General features: G+C 74.0%; 14 protein-coding genes and 1 tRNA gene. 9 read left to right on the top strand and 6 right to left on the bottom strand.

The features are described from left to right. Positions 1 to 41: 41 nt before the first annotated feature. Together ACZ4U4_RS10115 and ACZ4U4_RS10110 are read right to left on the bottom strand one after the other, a co-directional pair. Positions 42 to 113: transfer RNA gene (locus ACZ4U4_RS10115), tRNA-Gln, on the bottom strand. Between the two features lie 26 nt (positions 114 to 139). Continuing rightward, positions 140 to 997: a hypothetical protein gene (locus ACZ4U4_RS10110; RefSeq protein ID WP_467871188.1), complete on the bottom strand. Its 858-nt coding sequence runs from the start codon at positions 995 to 997 to the stop codon at positions 140 to 142. A 154-nt stretch (positions 998 to 1,151) separates the two neighbouring features. On the opposite strand from ACZ4U4_RS10110, the gene ACZ4U4_RS10105 reads away from it, so the two are divergent. Further along, positions 1,152 to 2,609, top strand: coding sequence for a sensor histidine kinase (locus ACZ4U4_RS10105; RefSeq protein ID WP_467871186.1), 1,458 nt, complete (start codon positions 1,152 to 1,154; stop codon positions 2,607 to 2,609). Positions 2,610 to 2,848: 239 nt separating this feature from the next. On the opposite strand, the gene ACZ4U4_RS10100 is transcribed toward ACZ4U4_RS10105, so the two are convergent. Beyond that, positions 2,849 to 3,397 carry an SUKH-3 domain-containing protein gene (locus ACZ4U4_RS10100; protein ID WP_467871183.1) on the bottom strand — a complete coding sequence of 183 codons (549 nt, stop codon included), beginning with the start codon at positions 3,395 to 3,397 and terminating at the stop codon, positions 2,849 to 2,851. Positions 3,398 to 3,405: 8 nt separating this feature from the next. Next, entirely contained in the window at positions 3,406 to 3,918 is a 513-nt protein-coding gene (locus tag ACZ4U4_RS10095; RefSeq protein WP_467871180.1) for a YwqJ-related putative deaminase, read from the bottom strand. Positions 3,919 to 4,212: 294 nt separating this feature from the next. Here ACZ4U4_RS10095 and ACZ4U4_RS10090 point away from each other — a divergent pair, with 294 nt between their 5' ends. The 6 genes from ACZ4U4_RS10090 (at position 4,213) to ACZ4U4_RS10065 (ending at position 15,052) form a co-directional block, all read left to right on the top strand. Beyond that, positions 4,213 to 5,190, top strand: coding sequence for an SMI1/KNR4 family protein (locus ACZ4U4_RS10090; protein WP_467871177.1), 978 nt, complete (start codon positions 4,213 to 4,215; stop codon positions 5,188 to 5,190). A gap of 5 nt (positions 5,191 to 5,195) precedes the next feature. Then, positions 5,196 to 7,817 carry an SUKH-4 family immunity protein gene (locus ACZ4U4_RS10085; RefSeq protein ID WP_467872069.1) on the top strand — a complete coding sequence of 874 codons (2,622 nt, stop codon included), beginning with the start codon at positions 5,196 to 5,198 and terminating at the stop codon, positions 7,815 to 7,817. A gap of 377 nt (positions 7,818 to 8,194) precedes the next feature. After that, positions 8,195 to 9,247 carry an LCP family protein gene (locus ACZ4U4_RS10080; RefSeq protein WP_467871175.1) on the top strand — a complete coding sequence of 351 codons (1,053 nt, stop codon included), beginning with the start codon at positions 8,195 to 8,197 and terminating at the stop codon, positions 9,245 to 9,247. A 160-nt stretch (positions 9,248 to 9,407) separates the two neighbouring features. Continuing rightward, positions 9,408 to 10,499, top strand: coding sequence for a cellulose-binding protein (locus tag ACZ4U4_RS10075; RefSeq protein WP_467871172.1), 1,092 nt, complete (start codon positions 9,408 to 9,410; stop codon positions 10,497 to 10,499). A gap of 264 nt (positions 10,500 to 10,763) precedes the next feature. Beyond that, positions 10,764 to 14,312 (top strand): transcription-repair coupling factor, encoded by a 3,549-nt coding sequence (gene mfd, locus ACZ4U4_RS10070; RefSeq protein WP_467871169.1) that lies wholly within the window; start codon positions 10,764 to 10,766, stop codon positions 14,310 to 14,312. 263 nt (positions 14,313 to 14,575) lie between these two features. Next, complete coding sequence (locus tag ACZ4U4_RS10065; protein WP_467871167.1) at positions 14,576 to 15,052, top strand: hypothetical protein; 477 nt, start codon at positions 14,576 to 14,578, stop codon at positions 15,050 to 15,052. A gap of 1 nt (position 15,053) precedes the next feature. Here the strand turns inward: ACZ4U4_RS10065 and ACZ4U4_RS10060 are convergent, their stop codons facing one another. Beyond that, complete coding sequence (locus ACZ4U4_RS10060) at positions 15,054 to 15,587, bottom strand: chloramphenicol phosphotransferase CPT family protein (protein WP_467871164.1); 534 nt, start codon at positions 15,585 to 15,587, stop codon at positions 15,054 to 15,056. Positions 15,588 to 15,641: 54 nt separating this feature from the next. Beyond that, complete coding sequence (locus tag ACZ4U4_RS10055) at positions 15,642 to 17,141, bottom strand: DUF2079 domain-containing protein (protein ID WP_467871163.1); 1,500 nt, start codon at positions 17,139 to 17,141, stop codon at positions 15,642 to 15,644. Positions 17,142 to 17,287: 146 nt separating this feature from the next. On the opposite strand from ACZ4U4_RS10055, the gene ACZ4U4_RS10050 reads away from it, so the two are divergent. Then, entirely contained in the window at positions 17,288 to 18,019 is a 732-nt protein-coding gene (locus ACZ4U4_RS10050) for an HNH endonuclease family protein (RefSeq protein WP_467871160.1), read from the top strand. A 296-nt stretch (positions 18,020 to 18,315) separates the two neighbouring features. Continuing rightward, on the top strand, positions 18,316 to 18,942 hold the full coding sequence (locus ACZ4U4_RS10045) for a SurA N-terminal domain-containing protein (protein WP_467871158.1): 627 nt from the start codon (positions 18,316 to 18,318) through the stop codon (positions 18,940 to 18,942). The last annotated feature ends 4 nt before the right edge of the window (positions 18,943 to 18,946 follow it).

Here is an 18,946-nt window from a genome sequence, read left to right as displayed (position 1 = left end):
GCGGGTCCCGACCTGTCGGCCGGGACCCGAACTTTGCTTTGCTCCCCCGCCAGGACTCGAACCCGGACAGATGGCACCAAAAGCCACAGTGCTGCCAATTACACCACGGGGGAACGAAGCGGCTAAAACGGACACTTCATCAGCTCGGCTGCTTCGCTCCCAACACTATGCCGTACCACCAGCCTTCGATGCGACGGTATAGGTCAGCACCTTTCAGGACCCTGATCACCAGGCAGCCGTGGTAGTCCTCTCCGGTGTTCTTGCGCACGGTCTTGGGGTTGTGCTTCTTGAGTGCCGTCTTGCCGAGCGTGGATACGTCGATTCCGGCCAGGTCGGCCCAGTGGCGCTCGGCGGCGGGCACGTCGGCCGACTCGTGGATCATCACGTGGCAGCGCAGGCTCTGGGTCTCGATGCCCAGCAGCTTCAGCCACGCCAGGTAGACCGTGATCATGTCAGGGTCGCTGTTGACGAACTGCACGTTCTCGCGGCGCGCGTACGGCTTGCTCTTCGCGCCCTCCGCCCAGTACAGCCCCACGCCGAGCAGGAACAGCTCCCTGTCCGTGAGGGTTCCGATCTCCTTCGTCGCTGCCGCCTTGGTCTCCGCCGTCTGGCGGTCGCGTTCCTCGCGGTACGGCGCCCAGCGGGCCTCCCGCATCTGGTGCATCTCTTCCGGCGACTTCGTGGGCTTGGGCAGGTCGCGGACCCAGAGGGAGACGGAGCTCTTGGAGACGCCCAGCTCGGCGACGATCGCGTCGTAGGTCCGGCCCGCGCGGCGTAGCTCGCGGGCCTTTGCGCGGAGGTCGTCCTTGGCGTTGGGGCGTTTGGTCCACTCGGGAGGTGGTTCGCCTTCGAGGAGGTCGGTCAGGGTGCCGTCGGTGAGTGGGCCGAGCCGGTCGCGGATCTGGCGTCGGCTGAGGCCCGCGCGGCGGAGGGCGCGGGCTTCGGTGCGTAACGCTTCGTGGTCGGTGGGGCGCTCGTGGGCGCTGCTGTGGGTCATGGGAACAGGCTTGCGGGACGCGTGTGCGGGCGGGGCGAATATGTGGGCGATTCAATAGTTCGAGGGATAACCGTGGGTAAGGGTGCGTAACGGGTAGGGAACGTGCACGTGCGCTGTTCGGGGGGCCGGGGTGGGCGCCCGTACGCTGGTCGGTATGAGCGCTACGGGGGCAGAGGGAGAGGCCGGAGCGCGGGTGTGTGCCGTGCCCGCGCGGGGGCCGTGGTGGTGGGCCCGGCGGCGCAGTGCCGTGCTGGACGTGGTGCTGGCGTTGTTGTCGACGCTGGAGTGCGTCGTGGAGGGCGCGGCGTTCTCGGGTGACGTGGGGTGGCCGGAGCCGGTGGGGGTCGGGCTGGGTCTGGTGGCCGGGCCGGTGCTGCTGGTGCGTCGGCGGTGGCCGGTGGTCGTGGTGCTGGTGTCGATCGCGGTGACGCCTGCGGATATGGGTGTGCTGCTGGGGGTGGTGGGCCTCTACACGTTGGCGGCGTCCGACACGCCGCGGCGTACGACGGCGTTGCTGGCCGGGATGACGGTGGCGGGGACGTTGGTGTCGACGTTCCTGAACCTGCGGCAGGAGGTGGCGGCGGATCCGGATTTCCAGCCGCCGTTGTGGTTCGTGCCGGTGATGTCGGTGGCGATGGGGTTGGTGGTGACGGCGCCGCCGGTGCTGTGGGGGCTGTATGTGGGTGCCCGGCGGCGGCTCGTGGAGAGCTTGCGGGAGCGGGCGGACGGTTTGGAGCGTGAGCTGTCGCTGTTGGCGGACCGTGCGGAGGAGCGGGCGGAGTGGGCTCGTAACGAGGAGCGGACGCGGATCGCGCGGGAGATGCACGACGTGGTGGCGCACCGGGTGTCGTTGATGGTGGTGCATGCGGCGGCGTTGCAGGCGGTGGCGTTGAAGGATCCGGAGAAGGCGTCGCGGAACGCGGGTCTGGTGGGGGACATGGGGCGCCAGGCGTTGACGGAGTTGCGGGAGATGTTGGGGGTGCTGCGGACGGCGGAGGGTTCCGGTGGGCGTGCGGCGTCGGGGGCGTCGGATGATCCGGAGCGGTTGGCCGCGGTGGTGTCGAAGGCGGCGGCGCAGGCGGGGGTGAAGGTGTCGGTGCCGGGTGTGGTGGCCGGGGAGGCTGTGGGCGTCGAGGTGGAGGGGCCGACGTTGGCGGAGCTGGCGGAGTTGGTGGGGCAGTCGCGTGCGGCGGGTATGGCGGTGGTGCTGTCGGTGGACGGTGCGGAGGGTGCCGGTGTGCCGGGGCGGTATGCGGCGGGGGTGGAGCAGACCGTGTACCGGGTGGTGCAGGAGGCGCTGACCAATGTGCACAAGCATGCGCCGGGGGCGCGGGCGCGGGTGCGGTTGGCGCATCGGGCGGCGGAGGTCGCGGTGCAGGTGGAGAACGGTCCGTCGGATGGTGCGGCGTCTCCGGCGGGGTTGCCGAGCGGGGGGAACGGTCTGGTGGGGATGCGGGAGCGGGTGACGGCGCTGGGTGGTGTGTTCGTGTCCGGTCCGACGGATGCGGGTGGTTTCCGGGTGTCGGCGGTGGTGCCGGCGGGCGGTGCGGGCGCGGCGTCGGGTGCGGGTGCGGCGTCGGCTTCCGGTGGCGGGGTGGCTGCCGGGGGGTGAGGCCGGGGGGCCGGGGCGCTGCCTCCGGTGTGCTGGCCGCCGGTCGCCGGCCGGCGACCGCCGTGGCTGTGGCCGTGGCGCCCGCGGGCCCGTGCGCCCGCACCGTTCTCTTCACGGTCGTACGGCGTCACACGCAGCCGGTCCATAGGCCCACGCCGCCCTTTTCACGGTCGTGCGGCCGTCACGCGCAACTGCTCACACAGGCGCGGCGCGTCTCCTGCTCTCCCGCTCTCCTGGTCTCAGGCGTTCTCCGGTCGTACCAATCGGCTCGGTCGTGTGCCCAGGATGAGGGTGTTGAGGGCGTGGTCGATGGTGGGGCCGAGGTACCAGTCGCCGGTGTGGTCGAGGCTGTAGACGCGGCCTTCGGTGTCGATGGCGAGGAGGGCCTGGGGGTGGCCGGCGGTGTGGGTGCCGCTGAGTTCTTCGCGGCCGAGGGGGGAGACGTCGGTGTCGAGGGCGCGGCCGAGGTCGCCGAGGGTGCGGGCGAGGTGGAGGCCGTGGAGGGGGTCGATGGTGAAGGGGGTGGGGGCGATATGGCGGCCGGGGCCGGGGCCGGTGATGTGGAGGCCGCCGAATTCGGCCCATGCCTCGACGGCGGCGGGGAAGACGGTGTGGCGGTGGCCTGCGGGGGAGGTGTGGTCGCGGAGGGTGTCGGCCCAGTGTTCGGCGTGCTTGATGTCCCAGCGGCCGGGGGTCCAGCCGGCCTGTTGGAGGGCGACGTCGACGGCGGCGGGGAAGCGGGTGGAGCCGGCGTGGTCGCGGGGGTCGTGGGTTTCGGTGGCGGGCACGGTGGTGGTCAGCTCCCTGCGGGCGTGTTGCCGATGGGCATGACGCCGAAGTGGGCGAGGAGCGCGTCGCAGGAGCGGCAGGGGGGTGCGTAGCTGCCGTGCAGGGGGTCGCCGTCCTCGCGGATGTGACGGGCGGTGATCTTGGAGTGTTTCAGGGAGCGGCGGGCTTCGCCATTGGTGAGGGGTTTGCGGGAGGCACGTTTGCCGCGGTTGCTCTCGACGGCGTGGAGGTGGCGGGAGAGCAGGACGGCTTCGGGGCAGCGGCCGGTGAAGCGTTCGCGCTGTGCGGTGGCGAGGGTGTCGAGGAAGTCCTGGACGAGGGGGTGCAGGGCGGGGGGCTGTTCGGCCTTGCTCGCGGTGCAGGTGAGGGTGGCGCCGCGGACGGAGAGGGCGGCGCCGACGGTGGGGAGGATGCCGTCGCGGCGGTGGTGGAGCGTGGGGGTGTGCCCGTCGTCGGCGGTTCCGCTCCAGCCGATGCGGGGGTCGCCGGTGGCGGCGGTGTGGTGTGTCGTGGTGCTCATGCGGTGCTTCCCTCCCTGCAAACCCCCCGGTTGCGGGGTCAGCCTGCCAAATGTCCCGGGTGTTCCGGTAGTCGGGCATGCCGTGGAGGGCGTCACGGCCGGGTGACAGTGTGTTGCGGGTGGGGTAAGTGGGCTGGCCGGGGCGGGTGTGGCGGGTGGGGTGTGGTGGAGCGGGCGGTGGTGAGGACAGGGGTTGCGCGGGCGGTGGTGTGGAGGGCGTCCGGTACCTGCGGTGTCCCTTGCGGTACGGCATAGGCTGTGCGCAGTAGCCAGATTCAGCCAGGGGGCACCGCGATGACGACAGGTCGGCTCGGGCAGCATGCCGCGCCACCGAACACCGCTTATGCCGGGCAGGTCGTGCATTTCCCGGATCCGGTCCGTGCCGCCCGGCACCCGGCGGGGGTGCGGATGGACGGGCAGGGGTTCCCGTCGTTCACGCCGTATGCGCGGGCGGCCGTGGAGATCGCCGAGCCGCCGGAGGGGTTCGGCGTCGATGAGCTGCGGTTGACGGATTACGTGTCGGCGAATGCGGCGATGCATGCGCGGCGGCACGAGCTGTGGGCGGACGGCCCGGCGGTGGCGACGCCGCACGGTTGGACGTGGCATCACGTCGCGGGGACGCGGCGGTTGGAGCTGGTTCCGGTCGAGGTGAAGGCGTTGCTGCGGCACCACGGCGGGTTGGCGACGGCGGCGGTGGCGCACGACAAGCGGGGTACGCGGCCGTTGCAGGAGACGCGTCCGGTGCACTTCGGGCTGGCGCACCGGGGGATCTCGGTGTGCGAGGAGCAGGTGGCGCAGGCGGAGGAGGCGCTGGGGTACCGGCTGCCGGGTGCGTACCGGTCGTTCCTGAAGGCGGCGGGGGGCTGTGCGCCGGTGGGGGTGGGCCTGGATGCGGAGTTGGGGCTGCTGGTGGATCAGCCGTTCTTCACGGTGCGCGACGACGCGGCGGTGAACGATCTGGTCTACGTCAACAAGTGTCTGCGTGATCACCTGACCAAGGACTATCTGGGGGTGGCGTTCGCGCAGGGCGGGTTGCTCGCGGTGAAGGTGCGGGGTGCCGACCCGGGCTCGGTGTGGTTCTGCCCGTACGACGATGCGCGGGACCGCGACGGGTGGTCGGTGCAGGAGCGGGTGGAGCGGCTGTTGTTGCCGTGCGGGGCGGATTTCGATGCGTTCCTGGAGCGGCTGGCGGGGAATCCGCCGGAGCTGGAGACGGTGGCGAATCTGATGGTGGACGGTGGCTTCGCGCAGGTCGTCCCGGTGGAGGGGTGAGCGCGGTGGTGACGTTCGCGCAGGCGCAGGAGCGTGCGGAGCTGTGGGTCAACGGCGACGTGCCGGCGCAGCTCCAGCGTGAGGTGCGGGTGCGGGAGTTCGACCTCGGGTTCGTCGCGTGGGCGGAGGACCGGGAGGACGGTCCGGGGTCCGGCGGGGGCCGGAGCCGGTTGGTGATCGCGCGGGACAGCGGGGAGACGACGCTGTGGCCGGGGTTGCCGGTGGGTGAGGTGATCCGGCGGTACGAGGAGGAGTACGGCGCGGCGGCGGTGCGAACACCGTCTGCGGTGGCGCCGCGGATCGATCTGGAGGCGACGTCGTTCCTGCTGACGCCGCCGGAGTGGTTGCAGGAGGCGGCGGATGCGCGCGCCGAGGCGTCCGGCGGGGCGGCCGCGCCGCCCGCTCCGGCGCCCGCGGCCGGTGACGGTGCGGCCGATGCCTGGGCCGGGGTGAATGTGACGCCGGGGGCCGGTGGCGGTCCGGGGGCTGCGGAGGACGACGACCGGTCGGTGGCGCCGCCGCAGACGGTGTTCGCGCCGCCGTTGGCCGGTCTCGACGAGGTCGGCGAGGAGGACGGGGCGGACGGCGCCGCGCAGCGGAGCAGTCCCGAGGCGAAGACCCAGTTGTTGCGGGGCGGTAGTCAGTTGCCGCCGACGCAGGTGGCCCCGGCGGTCGAGCGGGAGGCGGCTGACGCAGCGTCAGGCGTGACGTCGGGCGATGACGCATCGCGTGCGGCCGATGGCTCCGGTGCGCCCGGTGGCTCCGCTGTGCCCGGTGGTGCGGCTCCGGTGCCGCCGATGCCTCCGGTGCCGCCCGCGGGGCCGGGGCTGGCGGATCTGCCGCCGCCGTCCGGTCCGCCGGTCGCCGATGTGCCGCCGCCGCAGGGCGCCACGCCCGCCGTGTCCGGCCCGCCCGGTCCGCCCGCGCCGCCCGCCACCGGCGGGGTGCACGCGGCGGCGACGGTGCTGGCCGCCGGTGCCGCGGTGCCCGCCGAAGCGGCGGTTCCGCCGCCGCCCCCCGGGGTGCCCGGGGCCGAGAAGGCGGCGTCCGGTGGTGCGGGTGCGCCCGCCGGTGGTTACGTACCGACGCAGCTGGTCTCGCAGTTGGACGGGGACGGGCTCGACCTGAGCGCGGTGGACGGTGCCGACGGCGCGTCCGGCGATGCCGGTTCCGGTGTGTCCGGGGGCGGGGTGCATGCCGCGGCGACGATGCTGGCGTCCGGTGCCGCGCTGCCCGACCCGGCGGCCGGTGGCCCCGGCGCGGGCGGCCCCGCCGTACCGCCGCCGCCCGGTCCGCCCGGTGCGCCGAAGGGGGCTGGTGCCGCCAAGTCCGGTGCGGCTGCCGGGAGTTCGGGCGCGGGTCCGGAGGTTCCGTCGCCGCCTCCGCCGGTGCCCGCGGTCGGTGGCGCCGGGGGCGGGGTGCACGCGGCGGCGACGATGCTGGCCTCCGGCGCGGCGGTGCCCGGCCCGGGGGCGCCCGGTCAGGCGGGCTCCGGTGCGCAGCAGGGTGCGGGTCCGGCCGGACCGCCGCCCGCCCCGCCGCAGCCCGCGCCGCAGGCCCCCGCTCCGGCCGCTCCGCCGCAGGCCGCGCCTTCGCAGGGTGCCCCCGGTGGCTACGGCTATCCGCCGGCGCCGGGTGGCGTACCGACGGTCGGGCCCGGCTACATGGCGGTGCTCAGCTACCGGGCGCCGGACGGTTCCGAGCAGAAGATCGTGCGCCGGTCGGCGCCCGGTATGCCGCATCCGGAGTGGCAGCTCCTGCACGAGCTGCGGGGGATGAACATCCCGCCGCAGCAGGTGCTGGAGCTCCACACCGAGCTGGAGAGCTGTGAGGTGCCGGGCGGCTACTGCGCCCGGCTGGTCCGGGACACCTGGCCGCAGGTGCGGATCAGCCACACCGCCGCGTACGGCCGGGACCACGCCTCGCGGCAGCAGGGCGTCCGTCATCTCGTCGAGCACCAGGGCGAGTTGCACCAGGTAGCGGACGGTCCGGCGCGGCCCGCCCCGGTGCGGGCGCCGCTGCCGCACCCCTCGCAGGTGCAGCCGGTGCCCCCGGCGCCGCCGCAGGTCGTCGGGCAGGAGCTGGAGCAGGCGTTCGGCCCGCAGGCGCTGTTCCGCTTCGACCAGCGGGCGGTCTCCCGGCAGGGCGTGCCGGAGGTCGTCGCGCAGATGCTGGTCTGGGCGGGGCTGCCGGTCGACTTCGGGCCGTTCTTCTGGGCGCAGGCGCAGCCGGGCCGCCCGGTGCCGACGCTGGCGGAGCTGGCGGCGGAGCGCGGTGTGCAGCCGGCGGCCGACGCGGGTTCGTACCTGGTGATGGGGAGCGACTACGGGCGGCAGCTGTGTGTGCAGTACGGCACGGCGCACCTCGTGGCGGTGCCGCTGGAGGGGGTGCCCGGCGGGCAGCCCGCCCCGGCGCAGTTCGTCAACAGCGGACTGCCGGAGTTCACGCGCTGCCTGGCGATGCTGGGCCGGATGTGGCGGCTGCGGTACGGGCTGACCCCGGAGCAGGCGGGTCGCTGGACGGTCGATTTCCAGGCACAGCTGGTGGCGCTCGACCCGGCGGCGCTCGGTTCGCCGGAGACGTGGTGGTCGGTGCTGCTGGAGCAGATGTGGGACGGGCTGCTGTAGGGCGTGTCCGCAAAGTCCCGCCTGCCTCGCGACGCCCGGCACGCACTCCCCCAAGCTCTCGGCTCCGCTCGAGCAGGGAGGTACCCCCTTGCCGCGTTGTCGGATCACCCCGATACACCCGGTATCGGGGCGACCCTCCGCCTTGCGAGGGCACGCACCGGACGCCGCGAGGCCCGCCCTCCGGGCGAACGACGGGACTTTACGGACACGCCCTAGGGGCCGTCGTCACGCTTCCGCCCGCCGTGCGGTGACGGCCTCTGGCCGCGTACGCAAGTTGTGCCGTTGACGCGCCGCTGACCTCCGGTTTTCCGGGGTCGGTGGCGCGTCGGTGTGCTGCTCGGGCTGCGGGAGCGGCGCGGCGCGCGGACCATACCGGTATGGAGCAGCTCGGGCAGGAGCCGCCACCGCCGTCCGCGATCACGGATCGCGCCGGGCGGCGGGCCGGGCGCGCCGGGGGCGGGCGGCGCCGCCACCGGTGGCTGCGCCGGACCCTGCTGACGCTGCTGGTCGTGGTGGTGCTGCTGGTCGCCGCAGGGGTGGTGGCGTACCGCTGGGCGGGCGGGCAGGTGCGGCACACCGCGGCGATCGGCACGTATCCGGGCCGCCCGGCCGCCGGGGCGGGCACGAACTGGCTGCTGGTCGGCTCGGACAGCCGCGCGGGTCTCACCCCGCAGCAGCGCAAGGAGCTGCACGTCGGCAACAGCGGCGGGCGGAACACCGACACGGTGATGGTGCTGCACACCGGCGCCCACGGCCCGTCCCTGGTGAGCCTGCCGCGCGACAGCTACGTACCGGTGCCGGGCCACGGCCGCCGCAAGATCAACGAGGCGTACGCGGACGGGGGGCCGCAGCTGCTGACCCGTACCGTGGAGGAGGCGACGGGGCTGCGCATCGAGCGGTACGCCGAGGTGAACTTCCTCGGCCTGGTGCAGGTCGTCGACGCGCTCGGCGGTGTGCGGATCTGCCCGGAGAAGCCGCTGAAGGACGCGAAGTCCGGTGCGGACTTCCGGGCCGGGTGCCAGCACGTCGACGGGCGGCGGGGGCTGGCGTACGCGCGGGCCCGCTACAGCGATCCGCAGGGCGATCTGGGGCGGGTGAAGCGGCAGCGGCAGCTGATGGGGGCGGTGGCGGACCGGATGCTGAGCACCGGGATGCTGGTCCATCCGTCCCGTCCGGCGCCGGTGGTGCGCACCACGCTCGCCGCGATCCGGGTGGACGAGGGCGCCGGGATCCGGCAGTTGGCGGAGCTGGGCTGGTCGATGCGGAAGATCACCGGCGGGTCGGGCCGGGCGGTGACGGTGCCGGTGGCGCGGCCCGGGGTGAGCGTCAGCGGTGCGGGGGATGTGCTGCTGTGGGACACGCCGAAGGCGCGGCAGTTGTTCGACGCGCTCCGAAAAGATGATCCAATTCCGACTTCTGTCATCAATTGACGCATCCTGGTGGGGTGGGAGCGGCCCACCTGCTGTCTTGCGGGCGGTGCGGGCCGTCCGGAGAGTTGAGTGCGGGGCGGCGCGTCGGCCGGACAGAGCGGTCCGGACGGCGCATCGTCGCGGAGGGCGTGACGTGCGCGCGCCGGAGAGGGGCATGAGGATGAGTGCGTCGGTTTCGCCGCACGGTTTCGTGACCGTACGCGGACGCGGCTACCGCCAGGACGACGTGGACCGCCGCGTCGCGGGCCTCACCGTGGACCGCGACTCGTGCTGGGAGCGGGTCGCGCGGCTCACCGAGGACGCCGAGCGGCTGGCGGCGGAGCTGGCGGAGCTGCGCGCCTACGTCGCCACGATGCCGCCGCAGACGTACGAGTCCCTGGGCGAGCAGGCCCGGCTCATCCTCACCACCGCCGAGTCCGAGGCGGCCCGGTTGCGCGCCGACGCGGAGCGGGCGGCCGAGGAGCTGCGGGAGGCGACGGTGGCGTACGCCTGCGACACCGGCGAGGCGGCCGACGAGGTCGCGCACGCCCGCCGCAAGGACGCCGAGGAGCGCGGGCAGCGGGTGGTCGACGCGGCGCGGGCGGATGCCGCGGCGCGGGTGAAGGCGGCACAGAAGGACGCCGCCCAGTGGCGCGAGGAGGCCGCCGAGGCGCTCCAGGAGATGCGGCGCCGCACCGCCGCCATGCTCGCCGACGAGGAGCAGCGGCAGGCCGACGAGTGGGAGGAGTGCGGCCGGGAGATCGCCGCCCGGGAGGCGGAGACGGCCCGCCTGATCGTGGAGCTGGAGGAGCGCGGCCGGGAGATCGTGGCGCAGGCGGAGCGGCGGCACGCGGAGACGCAGGAGGCCGCGCGCCACCGCCAGGAGGACGCCGAGGCCCGCGCCGCCGAGCTGCTGGCCCAGGCCGACGTCGAGGTCGAACGCATCGAGCGGGCCACCGCCCGGATCCTGCGCGAGCACCAGGAGGAGCGCGACGAACTCCGCTCCCACATGACCCACGTCCGCAACAGCCTGGCCGCCCTGACCGGCAAGGACCCGGGCGATCTGACGGGGGCGGACGAGGACGGCGACGCGGCCTCCGGCGACGGCCCGGCCGCCCCGGAGGCCGCCACCGCCTCGGACACCGACGCCCCGGACGCCGCCCCGGGCGCCCCCGCGGGCCCCACGACCGGCCCCGCCGCCGGTGATCTGCGCACCCCCGTCAACCCGGACGACGAGGACACCATCGAGACGGAACTGCCGCGCACGCCCTGAGCCGGGCCGCACGGCGGGCGCCGCTCGGGCCCGGGCGCGGGGCGGCGCTTCCCGTACGGCGGGCGGCCCGGCCCCGGCGGTGCCCGGTGGCCCGGCCCCGCGCCCCGTCCGCCGGGTGACCTGGGGCCCTTCGCTCGCGCGGCGGGCTGTCGGTGGGCGGGCGTAAGGTGGGCAACCCCGGCCCGTTCGACATGGGGACCGCTCCGGCCCAGATCGTCGCGTCGGGCTGTTCGCGTTGTTCGCCTCGCTGGGACGGAACCCCTCATGAGCCTTGCTGGTCTGCTCGACGCCGTCGTCAAGGATCCGGCGCTCGCCGAAGCGGTGCAGGCCGCGACCGACGGCCACCGCCCGCACGTGGACCTCGTCGGCCCGCCCGCGGCCCGCCCCTTCGCGGTGGCGGCGCTCGCCCGGGACGCGCAGCGGCCGGTGCTCGCGGTCACCGCCACCGGCCGGGAGGCCGAGGACCTCGCCGCCGCGCTGCGCACCCTCGTCCCGGCCGGGCAGGAGAACACCATCGTGGAGTTCCCCTCCTGGGAGACGCTGCCGCACGAGCGGCTCTCGCCCCGCTCGGACACCGTCGGCCGCCGCCTCGCGGTGCTCCGCCGCCTCGCCCACCCCAGCCCCGACGACCCGGCCACCGGCCCGGTCTCCGTCGTCGTCGCGCCCATCCGCTCCGTGCTCCAGCCGCAGGTCAAGGGGCTCGGCGAGCTGGTGCCGGTCAGTCTGCGCACGGGGCAGAGCGCCGATCTCGGCGAGGTCGTCGACGGGCTGGCGGCCGCCGCGTACGCCCGGGTCGAACTGGTCGAGAAGCGCGGTGAGTTCGCCGTCCGCGGCGGCATCCTGGACGTCTTCCCGCCCACCGAGGAGCACCCGCTCCGCATCGAGTTCTGGGGCGACGACGTCGAGGAGATCCGCTACTTCAAGGTCGCCGACCAGCGGTCCCTGGAGGTCGCCGAGCACGGTCTGTGGGCGCCGCCGTGCCGGGAGCTGCTCCTCACCGACGAGGTGCGCGAGCGGGCCGCCGCCCTCGCCGAGGACCACCCGGAGCTGGGCGAACTCCTCGGCAAGATCGCCGAGGGGATCGCCGTCGAGGGCATGGAATCCCTCGCGCCGGTCCTCGTCGACGACATGGAGCTGCTGCTGGACGTGCTGCCCGCCGGGAGCATGGCCGTGGTCTGCGACCCGGAGCGGGTCCGCACCCGCGCCGCCGACCTCGTCGCCACCAGCCAGGAATTCCTCCAGGCGTCCTGGGCGGCGAGCGCCGGCGGGGGAGAGGCCCCCATCGACGTCGGTGCGGCGTCCCTGTGGGGCATCGCCGATGTCCGTGAGCACGCCCGTGAGCTGGGCATGATGTGGTGGTCGATCAGCCAGTTCGCCGCCGACGAGGCCACCGCCGCCGATGCGGGCGACACCCTCACCCTCGGTATGCGCGCCCCCGACACCTACCGCGGCGACACCGCCCGCGCCCTCGCCGACACCAAGGGCTGGCTCGCCGACGGCTGGCGCACCGTCTACGTCACCGAGGGCCACGGCCCCGCCGCCCGCACCGTCGAGGTGCTCGGCGGGGAGGGCATCGCCGCCCGCCTCGACGCCGAGCTGACCGCGCTCGCGCCGTCCGTCGTCCATGTCGCCTGCGGCTCCCTCGACAACGGCTTCATCGATGCGGAGCTGCGGCTCGCGGTCCTCACCGAGACCGATCTGTCCGGGCAGAAGGCCGCCTCCAAGGAGCTGGGCCGGATGCCGGCCCGCCGCCGCAAGACGATCGACCCGCTGACCCTCAAGGCCGGCGACTTCATCGTCCACGAACAGCACGGTGTGGGCCGCTACATCGAGATGGTGCAGCGCACCGTCCAGGGCGCCACCCGTGAGTACCTCCTCGTCGAGTACGCGCCCGCCAAGCGTGGCCAGCCCGGCGACCGGCTCTACATCCCCACCGACCAGCTGGAGCAGGTCACCAAGTACGTCGGCGGCGAGGCCCCGACGCTGCACCGCCTGGGCGGCGCCGACTGGACGAAGACCAAGGCGCGGGCGAAGAAGGCGGTCAAGGAGATCGCCGCCGACCTCATCAAGCTGTACTCCGCGCGGATGGCGGCGCCCGGCCACACCTTCGGCCCGGACACCCCCTGGCAGCGCGAGCTGGAGGACGCCTTCCCGTACGCGGAGACGCCGGATCAGCTCACCACCATCGCCGAGGTCAAGGAGGACATGGAGAAGTCCGTGCCCATGGACCGGCTGATCTGCGGCGATGTCGGGTACGGCAAGACCGAGATCGCCGTCCGTGCCGCCTTCAAGGCGGTGCAGGACGGTAAGCAGGTCGCCGTCCTCGTCCCGACGACCCTCCTCGTCCAGCAGCACTACGGCACCTTCACCGAGCGGTACGGACAGTTCCCGGTCAACGTCCGCGCGCTGTCCCGCTTCCAGACCGACACCGAGTCCAAGGCGACCCTGGAAGGGCTCAGGGACGGCTCCGTCGACATCGTCATCGGCACCCACCGCCTCTTCTCCTCCGAGACGAAGTTCAAGGACCTCGGTCTGGTCATCGTCGACGAGGAGCAGCGGTTCGGCGTCGAGCACAAGGAGCAGCTGAAGAAGCTCCGCGCCAACGTCGACGTCCTGACGATGTCCGCGACGCCCATCCCGCGGACGCTGGAGATGGCCGTCACCGGCATCCGCGAGATGTCGACGATCACCACCCCGCCCGAGGAGCGCCACCCGGTGCTCACCTTCGTCGGGCCGTACGAGCAGAAGCAGATCGGCGCGGCCATCCGCCGTGAGCTGCTCCGCGAGGGCCAGGTCTTCTACATCCACAACCGGGTCGAGTCCATCGACCGGGCGGCGGCGCGGCTGCGCGAGATCGTGCCGGAGGCGCGGATCGCGACGGCCCACGGCCAGATGTCCGAACAGGCCCTGGAGCAGGTCGTCGTGGACTTCTGGGAGAAGAAGTTCGACGTCCTCGTCTCGACCACGATCGTCGAGTCCGGCATCGACATCTCCAACGCCAACACCCTCATCGTCGAGCGCGGCGACAACTTCGGCCTCTCCCAGCTGCACCAGCTCCGCGGCCGGGTGGGCCGCGGCCGCGACCGCGGGTACGCCTACTTCCTCTACCCGCCGGAGAAGCCGCTGACCGAGACCGCCCACGAGCGGCTGGCGACGATCGCCCAGCACACCGAGATGGGCGCCGGTATGTACGTCGCGATGAAGGACCTGGAGATCCGCGGCGCGGGCAATCTGCTCGGCGGCGAGCAGTCCGGGCACATCGCGGGCGTCGGCTTCGACCTGTACGTCCGGATGGTCGGCGAGGCGGTCGCCGACTACCGCGCCTCCCTCGAAGGCGGGGTGGAGGAGGAGCCGCCGCCGGAGGTCAAGATCGAGCTGCCGGTCGATGCGCACGTCCCGCACGACTACGCCCCCGGCGAGCAGCTGCGTCTCCAGGCGTACCGCGCCATCGCCTCGGCGTCGAGCGAGGAGGACATCACGGCGGTCCGCGAGGAGCTGACCGACCGTTACGGCAAGCTGCCCGAGCCGGTGGAGAATCTGCTGCTCGTCGCGGGCCTGCGGATGCTGGCGCGGGCCTGCGGCGTCAGCGACATCACCCTCCAGGGCTCCAACGTCCGCTTCGGGCCGGTGGAACTGCGCGAGTCCCAGGAGCTGCGCCTCAAGCGCCTCCACCCGCGCTCCGTCCTCAAGCCGGCCACCCACCAGGTGCTGGTGCCCCGCCCCACCACCGGCAAGATCGGCGGCAAACCGCTGGTCGGCCGGGAACTGCTGGCGTGGGTGGGGGAGTTCCTGACGACGATCCTGGGGGCGTGAGGGGCGCACGTACACCAACGGGCCGGAGGCGGATCGCCGCCTCCGGCCCGTGGTGCTCTCCGGCCGGGCGCGGGGCGGGCCGCCGCCCGCAGCCTTCGCGATGCTGCCCGTTTCGGGGTATTGACCACTCCCTTGCGGGAGTTATCGGCATATCCTCTCCCGGGGCGTGAGATCGCCCACGCCGATACCTCCGCCGTCTTCTCCCCGGACTGGATACCTCTGCCGTGATACGTGCCCGCCGTGCCGCCCTGTCCGCCGCCTTAGTGACGGCCGCTCTGGTCTCCGTCGTCGGCTGTACGCCGGAGGGGGCCGGTGCGGGCGAGCGGCCCGCGACCCCCACGGCGACGGCCTCCGCGACGGCCTCGCCGTCGGCCTCCGCCACCGTGACCCCCTCGCCGTCGGCCTCGCCCTCGGACTCCCCGTCGGCCACGCCCGCACGGACCGCGCCCGCCTCCCCGTCGCCCGCGGTGCCCGCCGCCCCGGCGCAGGGGCCCGCCCACGCGGACGCGCCGGCCCGGCCCGCCGCGCCGCCGCAGTCCCCGGCACCGGTCCGCCGGACGACGGCCCCGGCCCCCACCGCCGCCCAGGGCGGCTCCGGCGACGTGATCCTCGCGCCGTCCGGAAACCACTACCGGCGCGGTCAGTTCTGCAAGAACATCCATCTGGGGCTCACCACGCGGGACGCCCACGGCGCCACCCTGCACTGCGCGATGCAGAGCGGCCGACCGCACTGGCAGTAGGTCACCCCACCCGCGCCGCCACCTGGCGCGCGCACTCCTGCGGGGTGTGGCGGCCCGTGTCCACCTCCACGTCGTACGCCATTCCCCGGTGGACCAGGGACGCCTGGGCCGCGGCCATCCCGGGGACGCGGTCGGGGCGGGTGCTTTCGCGGGCGGTGGCGACGGCCGCGTCGCAGCGGACGCCGACCCACAGGGCGGGCAGGTCGCCCAGCGCGCGCTCCCAGGCGCGGCGCCCCTCGACGCCGCCGAGGAACACTTCGTCGAGGATGACCGGCGCCCCGGCGCGGGCGACCGCCGCGACGCCGTGCCGCCAGCTCTCCTGGAGCGCCTGGAACGCGGCGCCGGGCGTGACCGAACCGTCCGCGCCGAGGACGAGCCCGTCGGGGGCGTCCATCAGCCCCGGCGGCAGCGCCTCGATCAGACTGTCGACGCCGAACGTCAGCCACGGGCGGGGCAGCACGTCCTGGAGGGCGCGGGCCAGCGACGACGTGCCGGAGCTGGAACCGCCGTTGAGAACGATCACCTGGAGAGCCATCGCGCCACCGTAACGACCACGGCCCGCCGCCGCCCCCGGTTTTTTCCGCCCGGCTCAGGACCCGGACGTCCGCCGCAGCACCAGGAGTTCCGCCGCCGTACCGGACACCGCGTACCGGGTGTGCGGATGCCGCTGCTCGGCCTCGGTGCGGACCTGCTCCGGGGTGCGGCCGTCGGACAGCTGCACCGCGATGTAGTCGGGGGCGATACCGCGGGTGTCGCCGATCCAGAACACCCGGGTGCGGGAGACGAGCCGGGACAGCGGCCGGATGTCCGCCTCGACGCTCGCCCCGTCCGGGACGGTCGCCAGCAGCCGCTCGGCGGCGGTGACCTCCGGCGGGATGCGGTACGTCGCCGGCTCGGTGAGGCGGGCCAGTGGCAGCGTGGTGGTCAGCGCCAGCGCCGCGGCGAGCGCCGCGGCCGGGAGCTGGCCGGCCAGCGAGCGCAGCCAGGGCCGCGGCGAACGCCCCGTCCGCTCCAGCGCGTCGACGAGCGCGAGGAAGACCACCGGCATCAGCACCGCGTTGTAGTGCCAGTCGATGCCCCAGTAGTGCGGCTCGTGGGAGACGAACCGCCAGCCGAGCGTCGGCACCGCCGCCAGCAGCAGCGGCGAACGCAGGGCCAGCAGACCGGTGGTGGGCAGCAGCACCCACAGCAGGGTGTGCAGCGCCTCGCCCGCCCCGATCCCCGGCCCCGGCGCGCCGTCCCCGCCGAGCTTGGACCAGTAGTCGTACGAGCCGGTGCCGTTGAACCCGGGGATGATCACGCCGAGGGTGACGGCGGTGGCGGCGAGACCGAAGCCGACCAGCGCGACGGCGAGCGGCAGCGCCCGCCGCGCCCGGACCAGCACCACCACGCCGATCGCGGCGGCGGTGACGCCCAGGTCCTCCTTGACCAACGCCAGCGGCGCGGCCCAGCACACCGCCGCCGTCCACCGCCCGCGCACCACCGCCTCCAGTGCGAACGCCAGCAGCGGCAGCGCGAACGCGATCTCGTGGAAGTCGAAGTCGACGGCCTTCTGCAGGCCCCACGACAGCCCGTACGCCCCGCCGACGGCCAGCCCCCGGGCGCGTCCCAGATACCGGGCGGCGGTGCGGGTGACCGGCACCGACGACAGCGCGAACAGCGCCGCCTGCGCCGCCAGCAGCGTCATCGGGGAGGGCAGCAGCCGGTAGAGGGGCGCGAGCAGGATCAGCACCGGGCTGAAGTGGTCGCCCAGGATGTTGGTGCCGGGGCCCTTGAGGTCGACGATCGGCGCCCCGAGATGCGCGTAACCGCGCACCGCCTGCTCGAAGATGCCCAGATCCCAGGAGGCGGTGCCCATCGTGAGATGGCGCAGCAGCGACAGGGTGGCGTACGCGGCGAGGAGCAGCGCCGCCAGCCACCACGGGTCGAGGCGCGGCGCCCGCCACGCGGCGAGGCGGCCGCCGCGCGCGGCGGGCGGCGTCTCGCGGGGCGTGCCGGGCGGGCCGGTCCGCTGCCCGGGCGGCGCCCCGGTCGCCGTGCCGGGCGCGGCGGGACCGGCGCCCGCCGCCGTCACTGCGGCCGTGTCCATGCGCGTCCTCCGTCTCGGCTTCCGAAAAGATACTCGAAACCGTCGAACCGGGCGGTTACGGCGTACCCGCCCCATGGCGCGTACGCTCCTTCGCCGGACCGGCCACCGGTGCTCCGGCGGCCCAGCTACCTGAGGGGACACCCGACTTGAACCGGATACGGACCGCGCTGCCCATCGCCGCCGTCGCCGCACTGCTCACCCTGACCGGCTGCACACCCGCCGATGTGACGGGCGGCAAGGACGCCAAGGAGGGGACGACGGCGTCCGGCGCGCCCGGTGGCGCCCTGGCGACGCTGGCGGAACTGCCCGTCAAGAAGCGCGGCTCGCAGGACGGTTACGCCCGTGACCGCTTCGGCAGCGCCTGGGCCGACACCGACGGCAACGGCTGCGGCACCCGCGACGACATCCTCCAGCGCGACCTGGAGAACACCACCCACCGCGGCAAGACCTGCGCCGTCACCTCCGGGACGCTCACCCACGACCCGTACACCGGCGGCACCATCCGCTACCAGCGCGGCAGCAGCAAGGTCGACATCGACCATGTCGTCGCGCTCTCCGACGCCTGGCAGAAGGGCGCGTCCCGCTGGGCGCCGCGCAAGCGGATCGCGCTCGCCAACGACCCGCTGAACCTCATCGCCGTGGAGGCGTCCGCCAACCGCAGCAAGAGCGACGGCGACGCGTCCTCCTGGCTGCCGGAGAACCAGGGCTACCGCTGCACCTATGTCGCCCGGCAGGTGGCGGTGAAGAAGAAGTACCGCCTGTGGGTCACCCGGGACGAGAAGGCGGCGATGTCGAAGGTGCTGGACGGCTGCCCGAGCGAGAAGCTGCCGACCGGCGGCAACCCTACCCAGGCGCCGGAGCGGTTCACGGCGAAGTAGGGCCCGGGGCGGGGCGGCGCGCGTCCGGTGCACGGCCGGACGCGCGGCCACCGCGGCGTCCGGTGTGCGGCGCCCCCGCGGCGTCCCGCCCCGCGTACCCAAAAACCTGGGGAATCGTTGGCCAACCGGTGGCCCGGGGCACCCGGACTCCCTACTATCGATCAACGCCAGATCGATGAGATGACCGCTCCCGGCACCCGCCGGGGGCGCCCCGCCCACCGCCGCCGCACGGCGTTCGCGCCGCGCCGTCTCGTTCACGATCTCTGCCGGGAGGCCCCGTGCTCCGCCGTAGGACAGTGCTCTCCGTATCCGTCTCCGCCGCCCTGCTGGCCGCGACCCCGCTGCTCACCGCCTGCGGCAGCGACGCGCACCCCGGTGCCGCCGCGATCGTCGGCGGCCAGCGGATCACCGTCGCCCAGCTCCAGGCGAAGGTCAAGGACGTACGCCGGGCCCAGAGCAAGTCCCCGCAGGGCGGCCAACTCATCTCCAACACCGGCCAGTTGAGCCTGATCACCCTCAACGGCATGATCTTCCGGCAGGTCCTGGAGCGCAGCGCCGACCGCGCCGGGGTCACCGTCAGCCGCGCCGACGTGCAGAAGTGGCGGAACACCGCGGAGAAGGAACTGGGCGGCCCGGACCGGCTGAAGGCCGTCTGGCTCCAGCAGCAGTCCGTCGCCCCGGACGAGGTCGATGCGACCGTCCGCAACCAGCTCCTGCTGGACGGCCTCGCCAAGAAGATCGGCGCCGACCGCGCCAGCGCCGCGGGCCAGCGCCGCCTCGTCGACAACCTCGCCCGCACCTCCCGCGCCATGGGCGTCGACGTCAACCCGCGCTTCGGCTCCTGGAACGACCGCCGGGTGATCCTCGGCGAGACGAAGGACCCGTGGATCTCGCACGCCACGGGCGCCCGCGAGCAGGCGTAGCCGG

The sequence above is a fragment of the Streptomyces sp. NPDC029159 genome (genome assembly GCF_055564055.1).
This window is presented reverse-complemented; position numbering and strand designations above follow the sequence as displayed.

Excerpts from the sequence above, each read along its gene's own strand:
- mfd (WP_467871169.1), top strand. The coding sequence starts at position 10,764 with ATGAGCCTTGCTGGTCTGCTCGACGCCGTCGTCAAGGATCCGGCGCTC.
- ACZ4U4_RS10055 (WP_467871163.1), bottom strand. The coding sequence starts at position 17,141 with ATGGACACGGCCGCAGTGACGGCGGCGGGCGCCGGTCCCGCCGCGCCC.
- ACZ4U4_RS10110 (WP_467871188.1), bottom strand. The coding sequence starts at position 997 with ATGACCCACAGCAGCGCCCACGAGCGCCCCACCGACCACGAAGCGTTA.
- ACZ4U4_RS10060 (WP_467871164.1), bottom strand. The coding sequence starts at position 15,587 with ATGGCTCTCCAGGTGATCGTTCTCAACGGCGGTTCCAGCTCCGGCACG.
- ACZ4U4_RS10080 (WP_467871175.1), top strand. The coding sequence starts at position 8,195 with ATGGAGCAGCTCGGGCAGGAGCCGCCACCGCCGTCCGCGATCACGGAT.
- ACZ4U4_RS10090 (WP_467871177.1), top strand. The coding sequence starts at position 4,213 with ATGACGACAGGTCGGCTCGGGCAGCATGCCGCGCCACCGAACACCGCT.
- ACZ4U4_RS10105 (WP_467871186.1), top strand. The coding sequence starts at position 1,152 with ATGAGCGCTACGGGGGCAGAGGGAGAGGCCGGAGCGCGGGTGTGTGCC.
- ACZ4U4_RS10075 (WP_467871172.1), top strand. The coding sequence starts at position 9,408 with ATGAGTGCGTCGGTTTCGCCGCACGGTTTCGTGACCGTACGCGGACGC.
- ACZ4U4_RS10095 (WP_467871180.1), bottom strand. The coding sequence starts at position 3,918 with ATGAGCACCACGACACACCACACCGCCGCCACCGGCGACCCCCGCATC.